This window comes from Abyssogena phaseoliformis symbiont OG214 (assembly GCF_016592595.1).
Lineage (GTDB): Bacteria > Pseudomonadota > Gammaproteobacteria > PS1 > Pseudothioglobaceae > Ruthia.
This window is the reverse complement of the sequence record NZ_AP012977.1, coordinates 1,532,858-1,542,177: the sequence shown is the minus strand read 5'-3', so window position 1 is coordinate 1,542,177 and position 9,320 is coordinate 1,532,858. Positions and strand designations below refer to the sequence as shown.

Sequence of the window (9,320 nt, the reverse complement as noted above, 5' to 3'; positions counted from 1 at the left end):
GTATATTATGCACGTGGGTTAATCAATGAGTGGTTTAGAAAAGTATTTTGAAAAATTATTGTGGGGTTCTCGCCACATGGTTTTGGCAGCTGTTATTTCGTCGTTACTGTTGTCATTATTACTATTTGTTATCACTGCAGTTGATGTGGCTGCTTTATTGGTGCACGCTTTTGATTATATTTCAGCCACAACAGAGGTTAGAAAGTTGTTAAAGATTGAATTGGTTGCGCATACGGTAGGTTCAATCGATGGATTTTTGTTAGCAACCATTTTGTTAATTTTCTCATTGGGTTTGTACGAGCTTTTTATTAGTGACATTGATGAGGCTAAAGAAAGTGGTCAGTCGTCTAAAGTTTTGGTGATTAATTCATTGGATGATTTGAAATCTAAACTTGCTAAGGTAATACTTATGATTTTAGTGGTGACTTTTTTTGAGGTGTCTTTGTCAATGTCATTTAATTCGGCATTGGATTTGATGTATTTTTCTTTGGGTATTTTAATGGTTTCTTTGGCCTTATATTTTGGCTCGAAATCTTCACACTAAGACCCTGATAGGATTGATTTTTACAACTAAATAGCGTAACATCGTTTCAATTTTTTGAAAGATAATTAATTATGCGTCAAGTAATCATAGCGGGCAACTGGAAAATGAATGCTTCAAAAGAAGCGACCAATACATTGGTTATGGGCATTCTTTCAGGCATGGCAGATGTTAAATCTAAGGTCATTGTTTGTGTGCCTTCACCTTATATGTCACAGGTTGAGGCATTGGCTGTACATTCACAACTTAATTTAGGCGCGCAGAACTTAAATATCAATGCATCGGGCGCTTTTACAGGTGAAATCAGTGCTGATATGATTAAAGATTTTGGTGCACAGTACGTTATTGTCGGTCATTCAGAACGCAGAAGTCTTTATGGTGAAACCGATGAGATTGTTGCACAAAAAGTACAAGTTACACTGGATAATAATTTAACCCCGCTTTTTTGTATCGGTGAATTGTTAGAAGACAGAGAATCTGGTAATACGCAAGTGGTTGTTTCAAAACAAATTCAAGCGGTGATTGATCAGGTTGGTATTGACGCGTTTAAAAATATTATTGTGGCTTATGAGCCTGTTTGGGCAATTGGCACAGGTGTTACCGCAACGCCACAGCAAGCACAGGACACACATGCCTTTATTCGTTCAATGTTAGCTAAACACGACGCTGATATCGCGCAAACCACCCCAATTCTTTATGGCGGTAGTATGAATCCTAGTAACGCAGCTGAATTGCTTAATTGTGAAGATATTGACGGCGGTCTAATTGGGGGCGCTTCACTTAAAGCACAAGATTTCTTACAAATTTGTAAAGCAGGTTAATGATGTCGTTTCAACTTATTTTAATTGTTCATATATTATTGGCACTAGGTTTAATTGCTTTAATTTTAATGCAACATGGCAAGGGTGCTGATGCAGGTGCTGCTTTTGGTGCAGGTGCTTCTGGGTCAGTTTTTGGTGCACGAGGTGCAAATTCATTTCTTTACAAGTTAACTGCCAGTTTGGCTTTTGGTTTCTTTCTAACCAGTTTGATATTGGCTTATTTAGCAACCAATGACAATGACAGTGGTGTTAATAGCGAACTAACAAGTATTATGGAACAAGTAACAGGCGAGACAGTTCCATCTGACGTGCCTATGGTTGTTATGCCCATCTCAACTGAGTCAGATATTAGCGATATTCCAAATCAGTAATATTCCAAACTTATATGCCGATGTGGCGGAATTGGTAGACGCGCTACCTTGAGGGGGTAGTAAGCTAGGCTTGTGCCGGTTCGACTCCGGCCATCGGCACCATTTTTGATAATTCTATTTAAAATCTGAATAGGGCGCAATATAAAAAAACGAAGACTTTTAATAAGTGTCTCGTACCAATCATTTGTAAATAAATTGAAATTGTCGTATTACCAAGTAGTTTTTTAATCTGTTGTTAAATAGGCTTATATATGAATACGAATTGGTGTTATCGCGTGGAAAGAAAATTTGAATATTTTTCAGATTTTATCTTTGATCATCAGAAGAAAGTTATTGTGGCTATATTGTTATTAGTATTAGCAATGGGCTTCCAACTTAAACATCTAACCATGGACACTTCAACAAAAGGTTTTTTGACAAAGCTTGAGAAGTTGCACAAAAGACTTGAGAATGAATTGCCTTATATTGAAGAGGTGGGTTCACTTATTAATGCTAGAAACACTTATGGCAATAAGGGTAGTTTAATTGTTGAAGATTTATTTGAACAATTGTCTAAGTCCCAAGTAGAAATTTACCCGAAAAAACAAAGAGCGCTGATCAATCCATTATTAAAGATAGCGAGGATCAAACCTTCACCACTTTGATTATTGATACGCAAACTTACTCATCATTTGATGCTGATGGGTATTTGATTAAGCTCAGCGAGGAAGATGAGTTTGCAGATGAGCCAAGTGAAGTATCAGAACAATTGTATTTAAGCGATACGGAAAATACCGAAATCGTGATTAAAATCCAACAAATTATTAAAGCTTTTCAAGTAGATAATTTTGATATTTATTTAACCGGCTCTGCTGTTATTGCCGGCACTTTAAAGCAAATTATACCGTCTTTCTTGCTGGCAAGTTGTTACAGGTGGCACGATTCATTTATTGAGTGTCTTTTATAAGGGTTATGTCAAATTAAAAGATACGAAAGCCTCACTGCGTTATGCAATGGGGCATTCAGGACTGGCCATTGTGATGACTGTTTTAACAACCGTTGCAGGCCTTTGGTCATTTTCATTTTCAGCGGTTGCTCCTGTTGCTGATTTGGGTGTTTTTGCTAGTAGTGGTGTATTGTGGTGTTGGCTTGTTGTTTACTTTGGTGCTAGTATCGGCCATACTGAGTACCACTAAGCTTAAGCACAAGGCAGTTAAAGAAAACCAAGAGGGTAACACTCAAATGGATAGGTTTTTGTTAGGGATTAGTAACATTGCAACAGACTATCCGAAAGCTATTGTGCTTGTGAGCACACTAATGATTCTTATTACTGTCTTTTTTGACTCACAATTGCGCTTTTCACATTTGCCGCTTAAGTGGTTCCCTGAAAATAATACTTCTAGGATTGCCACAGAAGTTGTAGATGAGGAGTTAAGAAGCTCAATCACTCTAGAGGTTATTGTTGACACTGGCAAAGAAAACGGTTTATATGAGCCAGTGGTGCTTAATAAAATTGAATCTACCAGTCGTTACCTTAATAGCATTTAAACTAAGGAATATTTTGTGGGTAAAACTTTGAGTGTGGTAGCTGTGCTTAAAGAAACCACCATTAAACGTAAACGCGGCAATGAAGCGGTGTGGGTGATTGAATCATTGCTAAATAATCAAGCCATCATTGATGAAGCCGATTATACCAAGAGTATTTTATATGTGCGTAAAGACAATTATGTGCTGGTACGTGCTAAGTTTTATTTGAAAAAAAGTAAAAGAGTGAAATGTATGGATGTGCGTAAGTTGGCACAAATTAATGGCATTTGGGTGGCGATGCAAACCACCATGACTACTACGCCAAAGGGCTATAAGCACGAATTGAATTTAAATGAGTTAATCCTTGAAGGTAGCATTAACCCTAAAATTGGCAGACAAATTGTTGTCTGGGGGAGGTCAGATTCTATTCGCATAACAGATGTTCTCAACCCATTGGACAATCGTATGCCAGGCTTGGTAGGTATTAAAAATTTACGTCTTGGTAGGTTGATGAGTAAACTGGATTATTATTTTGATAAGTTGAATTTATCCATGATTGTTTTACATGAAAATCGTTTTAGCAAAACTGCCGCCTATGGTTCTGACTTTAAAATAAGTGCAGATAAGCCTGTTAATAAACCTAGTAATGCCTTGGATAATACAGGCGTGGCATTAAGTTTTACAGGCATTTTTGAAGGTTATGATTTATAGGCCTATATTTTGCAGATACTTATACTGACAAGCCGTATTTAGAAGGCGGTGTATTGCAATTTGATAATCACTCAAAAATGTTAGGCATGGCTTATAATCAAGCGATTGATAGTTATTTATTAAAAGTCGAAAAATGCACATTTTAACCACATTAAATACAATGGTATGAGTGACGCCAAGGCGAGAACCGACTTGTTGCTAGGCATCGAATATAGTGGCATTACTGACGGCTCTATTGGTTACAAAGTCGCTATACGTAACATTCATGATTATTCTCATTTAATCAATATTAAATCAAACGGCTTCAAGTCAAAAAGGGAATACCAACAAGTGGTTCGTTTTAACCAATTTTATTTTAATCAAACTTTGGATTTAACAGTTGTGATTAGTGTCTTTGGAAAATCCGTGCAAGTAGGTGGCTCGGCAAGAGTGTCGTTTGATTATGTCATTGATGATCAAACCTCAATCAGTGGCGGTGTGATTGATTATATGGGTGGAGATTTGCCAGTATTCGAAGATATTAAGAATAATGATAGAATCTTTGCTAAAGTAAGCTTTCTTTTTTAAGATGATGATTGATTGCTGGATATTTTTATGAAAAAAGTTAACTGGTTATTATTTTTTTTATTAATAACATCCAATGCATCCTTTGCGTTTTGGAACGGCAACAATTGGGCGCTAAATTACAACAATCAGACAAATAATCCTTATTGGAGAGCTCCTTCAAGCGTTATGAATCATTACAATACTGCAAAAAATCCAAGCGTTTGGCTAAATGATACAAAACCTCGAGTTCAAAATAGGGTTAAGCCTAGTAATTGGCTAATACAAACTGATTTTTCTTCCACCTTGAAAGAAAACAAAACCTCGAGGCCTAATTTTACTATTGATAACGATGTTGGACAATACCGGAGAAATTTTTTTGGGGTAACGGGCGCAACTCACAACAAGCAAGGCCTCACGTTGTCTCCTGCAGCAGTTTCTACCTTAAGGGTTAATACTCAACAAGATTGAGGTAATGTCTATTTCTGATTATTAGAAATAGTTGCGTGAAGTTAAGTGAGAATTATTTTTCACTCTGTCATATTCATTGATTAAACTGGCAGCGTTTTTAACAAGATGGAGTAATAATCATGAAAAATAAAGTTCAATATGTGGTAGTTGTCTTTGGCGCTGTTGTAATAATGACAATTTTTACGCCCGCAATGTCTGTTGTGAGAAACTACATTGATGTGGTAGGCTCATCAACAGTTTATCCTTTTGCAACAGTTGTTGCTGAAATCCATGGTAAAAAAACAAGGAGCAAAACACCAAAGATTGAATCAACAGGTTCAGGAGGTGGTATGAAACTTTTTTGTTCGGGTAGGGGTATTAACACACCAGACATTACCAACGCCTCATGCCGAATAAAATATAGCGAGTTTAAAAAATGCCAAAAAAAATGGGGGTTAAAGATATTGTTGAGGTGAAAATTGGCTATGATGGTATTGCCATTGCAAACTCAAAACAAGCCCCTGTTTTTGACTTAACTCGTCGAGATTTATTCTTAACACTGGCAAAATAAGTGCCAAGTGGCAACAAGGGTGTGTTGATTGATAATCCTTATCTGAATTGGCGTGATGTTAATGCCAAGCTGCCAAACACTAGAATTTAAGTACTAGGCCCGCCACCGACTTCTGGGACAAGAGATGCTTTTGCAGAACCAATGGTTGTTAAGACTGCTATTGATGCGCAAACAACCATTGGTATTGTTTTTTCTGTTGTGTTTGAGGCTGTTCAATTTTTCAAGAGTGCACCTATTTCTGAATTTGTGTTTGGCACGTTACTGGAGTCTGCAAGAGGTAATTAGAGAAGGCCAAGTTGGCGGCTTTGGCTCTTTTTGTAGGCACATTGTTGATTTCTTTTATTGCCTTGCTGATTGCAGTACCTTTAGGACTAATGTCGGCTATTTACTTATCTGAATATGCGATAGATAAATTCAGGGCCTTTGCAAAGGCCCTACTTGAAATTTTGGCAGGCATTCCTACTGTGGTTTATGGATTCTTTGCTGCATTAACAGTTGCGCCATTTATTCGCGATATGGGAGAATCACTGGGTTTGCAACTAGCATCAGAAGGTGCACTTGCAGCTGGTATTGTGATGGGTGTTATGATTATTCCTTTTGTTTCGTCATTGTTAGATGATATTATTTGCGCCGTTCCTCAAACAATGCGTGATGGCTCTTATGCAATGGGTGCAACCAAGTCAGAAACTATTAGGCAGGTTATTATTCCAGCAGCATTGCCGAGCATTTGTTGGTGGTGTTTTGTTGGTGGCTTCACGCGCCATTGGTGAAACCATGTTTGTGGTGATTGTGGCAGGTTTATTTGCAAATCGCACACTAAATCCATTACAAGCAGTAACAACGGCCACTGCCTAAATAGTAACTCTATTGACAGGAGGTCAAGAGTTTGACAGTCCTAAAACATTAGCCGCTTTTGCATTAGGACTGGGACTAAATATTATTTCACTATATATGGTGAGTAAGTATCGTGAACAATATGAGTAGCAGTATATTATGCAAAAATCTGTCATGATTAATAACGAGATAATTAGAAAAAGGCTGGCTAAGCGTTATGCTAAAGAAAGGCGATTTCGCTTATATGGTGTTGCGTTTATCATTATTAGTATTGCCTTTTTGTTAACCCTACTGGTGAATATTTCACTTAATGGATTGCCTGTATTTCAACAAACCTATATCAATTTAGAAGCCAATCTTGATGAGGATATATTTGGCGTTATTTCAAATTCTAATGACAAATAATTTCTCCAAGGCAGTTATAGTAAAGCAATTAAAGCTTCTTTAAAGAAGCTATTTTTTAATGTTAAAGGTTAGGGGAAGAACAATAAAGCATTAAAGCAATTGGTGAGTAGTGGCGTTGCTTATCAGCTAAGAGATTTTGTTATGGACAACCCGAATATGATAACCACCCAGTCTTTTTGGTTTTTAGCCAAGGACGATATAGATGTGTTTATCAAAGGAGGGGTTGATAGGTCATTACCTGAAACGAATCGTCGTCTTAAAGATTTTCAATTGATTTGGATTGGTCAGTTACTGTTTGAGCAGCGATTAGAAAAACGCTTCAATTTTACTTTTTTACGCAGAGTGATTCTCGTGAGCCAGAACAAGCAGGTATTAAAGGTGCAGTGGTTGGGCCGTTATTAGTCATGTTGGTGACTATGTTGCTTTCATTTCCAATTGGTGTGTTGGCGGCTGTATATTTGGAAGAATTTGTACCGAAAAACAATAAATGGGTCGATATAATTAACATTAACAACCTTGCTGCTGTGCCTTCAATTGTTTTTGGTTTACTGGGGTTGGCAGTTTTTATTGGTTTGTTTGGTGTGCCTAGATCGGTGCCTTCGGTGGGCCGGTCTAGTGTTGACACTAATGACATTGCCCATGATTATTATTACTGCCAGAGCAGATTTAAAGGCAGTGCCTTATTCAATCCGTGAGGCAACATTGGCATTAGGGGCTTCTCGTGTGCAAATGGAGTTTCATCATGTTGTGCCTGCTGCTATGCCGGGTATATTGACAGGTGCAATTATTGGTATGGCGCAAGCGCTTGGCGAAACAGCACCACTATTAATGGTTGGCATGGTTGCTTTTGTAGCAGATGTGTCTCAAGGGGTTGCCGATCCATCAACGGTGCTACCTGTGCAAATATATTTGCAGTCAGACAGTTCCCTGGAGCGCGCTTTTATTGAAAGAATATATGCAGCAATTACAGCCCTAATAGGATTTTTGGTGATGATGAATTTTATTGCCGTGATTATGCGCAGAAGATTTGAAAAAAAAATACTAGGTTAGAATAATGATAAATAAACGCAACGAATTCGATGTAGAAATTAATGATACGAAAGGCACGCCCTTTATTGACAATGCTAAAATTTCAGCACGCAATGTTGATATTTTTTATGAGAAAAAACAGGCTATTTTTAACACCAGTATAGACATTGGGGAAAACAAAATTGTTGCTATGGGATCTTCTGGGTGTGGAAAATCAATCCTTCTAAGGTGTTTAAATCGAATGAATGACACTATTCAAAGTTGCCAAACAAGAGGTGAAATTAAATTAGACAATGAGGATATATACGTTCGACAACAAGATCCAGTTTTGTTGCGTGCCAGGGTTGGCATGGTGTTTAAAAATCCCAACCCTTTTTTCTAAATCTATTTATGATAATGTTGCATATGGTGCAAAGTTACACGGATTGACAAGTAATCAAGCAGAATTAGATGACCTGGTTGAGAAAAGCTTAACACGCGCAGGTCTTTTTAATGAGGTTAAAGATGATTTACACAAGCCGGGTATAGGGCTACCTGGAGGGCAACAACAGCGACTGTGTATTGCCAGAACCATTACCATAGACCCAGAAGTTATTTTAATGGACGAACCAACATCTGCACTTGATCCAATTACCACTGCTGTGATTGAGGAGTTAATGATTGAGTTAAGTAAAAAATACATCATTGTTATTGTGACGCATTCTATGCAACAAGCTGCTAGAGTCTCGCAGCAGCGTACAGCTTATTTTCATACGGGTCATTTGGTTGAGGTGAGCGACACAAGTACCGTATTTACCAATCCAGAATATCAACCAACAGAAAATTATATTACAGGCCGTTTCGGCTAGTTATAGGAGGGTACTATGGAGATTCAACAACACATATCACAACAATATAATCAGGACTTAAAAAGCATTAAGAGCAAGGTTATAAGTATGGGCAGCCTGGTTGAATTGCAGGTTAAAAATGCGATTTATGCATTGCTTAATCAAGATAAAGAATTGGTAAAAGAGGTGTCCATGTCTGATTATAAAATCAATAAAATGGAGATGAAAATTGATGCAGATTGTGCCAAGGTTTTTACAAAAAGGCAACTAGCTGCTGGTGATTTAAGGCTCGTTATTGCCGTGGTTAAAATTATTACTGATTTAGAGCGCATGGGTGATGAGGCTGAAAAAATTGGCCTTAAAGGAAGTGGCAGCCGAAATGCATGTCGAGCTTTCTAGTTTGGGAAACAAAGCGATGACTATGCCAAACATGGACACGTTAGACTCATTTGCTCGCATGAATGCCCTGCTAAAACGCTCTCAAAGCATCGTAAAAGGACTGCCATATGCCACTGTTGTGCTTAAAATGGTAACAATGAAATTGATTGGACTAATAAGCTATCTGGTCAATTATTAGGCATTAGCATGAAAGTTGATCGTGGATAGCGTATTGATGATTTAATTCGCTCTTCTGAGTTGTATAAATTGCTTATAACGCAAAGCAATCATGAGGTTTAAATTGAATCACCAAAAAATTCAGCTATTAAACTA

11 protein-coding genes, 1 tRNA gene and 4 pseudogenes are annotated in these 9,320 nt (G+C 37.6%); all 16 read left to right on the top strand.

The features are described from left to right. Nucleotides 1–25 precede the first annotated feature (25 nt). The 16 genes and pseudogenes from CVPH_RS09845 (at nucleotide 26) to CVPH_RS09770 (ending at nucleotide 9,008) form a co-directional block, all read left to right on the top strand. Complete coding sequence (locus CVPH_RS09845) at nucleotides 26–544, top strand: YqhA family protein (protein ID WP_201341526.1); 519 nt, start codon at nucleotides 26–28, stop codon at nucleotides 542–544. A 71-nt stretch (nucleotides 545–615) separates the two neighbouring features. Beyond that, on the top strand, nucleotides 616–1,362 hold the full coding sequence (gene tpiA / locus CVPH_RS09840; protein WP_201341525.1) for a triose-phosphate isomerase: 747 nt from the start codon (nucleotides 616–618) through the stop codon (nucleotides 1,360–1,362). A gap of 2 nt (nucleotides 1,363–1,364) precedes the next feature. Continuing rightward, nucleotides 1,365–1,733 carry a preprotein translocase subunit SecG gene (gene secG / locus CVPH_RS09835; protein ID WP_201342476.1) on the top strand — a complete coding sequence of 123 codons (369 nt, stop codon included), beginning with the start codon at nucleotides 1,365–1,367 and terminating at the stop codon, nucleotides 1,731–1,733. A 16-nt stretch (nucleotides 1,734–1,749) separates the two neighbouring features. Further along, nucleotides 1,750–1,835, top strand: a tRNA-Leu gene (locus tag CVPH_RS09830). A 173-nt stretch (nucleotides 1,836–2,008) separates the two neighbouring features. Further along, nucleotides 2,009–2,377 carry a hypothetical protein gene (locus CVPH_RS09825; RefSeq protein ID WP_201341524.1) on the top strand — a complete coding sequence of 123 codons (369 nt, stop codon included), beginning with the start codon at nucleotides 2,009–2,011 and terminating at the stop codon, nucleotides 2,375–2,377. Further along, on the top strand, nucleotides 2,374–2,679 hold the full coding sequence (locus CVPH_RS09820; protein ID WP_201341523.1) for a hypothetical protein: 306 nt from the start codon (nucleotides 2,374–2,376) through the stop codon (nucleotides 2,677–2,679). The genes CVPH_RS09825 and CVPH_RS09820 overlap by 4 nt, the downstream gene beginning before the upstream one ends. Then, nucleotides 2,663–2,908: a hypothetical protein gene (locus tag CVPH_RS09815; RefSeq protein ID WP_201341522.1), complete on the top strand. Its 246-nt coding sequence runs from the start codon at nucleotides 2,663–2,665 to the stop codon at nucleotides 2,906–2,908. The genes CVPH_RS09820 and CVPH_RS09815 overlap by 17 nt, the downstream gene beginning before the upstream one ends. Further along, nucleotides 2,874–3,260, top strand: coding sequence for a hypothetical protein (locus CVPH_RS09810; protein ID WP_201341521.1), 387 nt, complete (start codon nucleotides 2,874–2,876; stop codon nucleotides 3,258–3,260). The genes CVPH_RS09815 and CVPH_RS09810 overlap by 35 nt, the downstream gene beginning before the upstream one ends. Nucleotides 3,261–3,275: 15 nt before the next feature. Beyond that, entirely contained in the window at nucleotides 3,276–3,950 is a 675-nt protein-coding gene (locus CVPH_RS09805) for a DUF1302 family protein (protein ID WP_201341520.1), read from the top strand. Between the two features lie 165 nt (nucleotides 3,951–4,115). Further along, nucleotides 4,116–4,517: a hypothetical protein gene (locus CVPH_RS09800; protein WP_201341519.1), complete on the top strand. Its 402-nt coding sequence runs from the start codon at nucleotides 4,116–4,118 to the stop codon at nucleotides 4,515–4,517. Between the two features lie 165 nt (nucleotides 4,518–4,682). Further along, a complete protein-coding gene (locus tag CVPH_RS09795; RefSeq protein ID WP_201341518.1) occupies nucleotides 4,683–4,964 on the top strand; it encodes a hypothetical protein in 282 nt (93 codons plus the stop codon). Between the two features lie 170 nt (nucleotides 4,965–5,134). Further along, nucleotides 5,135–5,601, top strand: a pseudogene (locus CVPH_RS09790) (substrate-binding domain-containing protein); the annotation flags it as partial. Between the two features lie 60 nt (nucleotides 5,602–5,661). Beyond that, a pseudogene (gene pstC / locus CVPH_RS09785) lies at nucleotides 5,662–6,498 on the top strand (phosphate ABC transporter permease subunit PstC); the annotation flags it as partial. A gap of 24 nt (nucleotides 6,499–6,522) precedes the next feature. Next, nucleotides 6,523–7,803: pseudogene (pstA, locus tag CVPH_RS09780) on the top strand (phosphate ABC transporter permease PstA). Between the two features lie 4 nt (nucleotides 7,804–7,807). After that, a pseudogene (pstB, locus tag CVPH_RS09775) lies at nucleotides 7,808–8,630 on the top strand (phosphate ABC transporter ATP-binding protein PstB). A gap of 15 nt (nucleotides 8,631–8,645) precedes the next feature. After that, on the top strand, nucleotides 8,646–9,008 hold the full coding sequence (locus CVPH_RS09770) for a PhoU domain-containing protein (RefSeq protein WP_201341517.1): 363 nt from the start codon (nucleotides 8,646–8,648) through the stop codon (nucleotides 9,006–9,008). Nucleotides 9,009–9,320 lie beyond the last annotated feature (312 nt).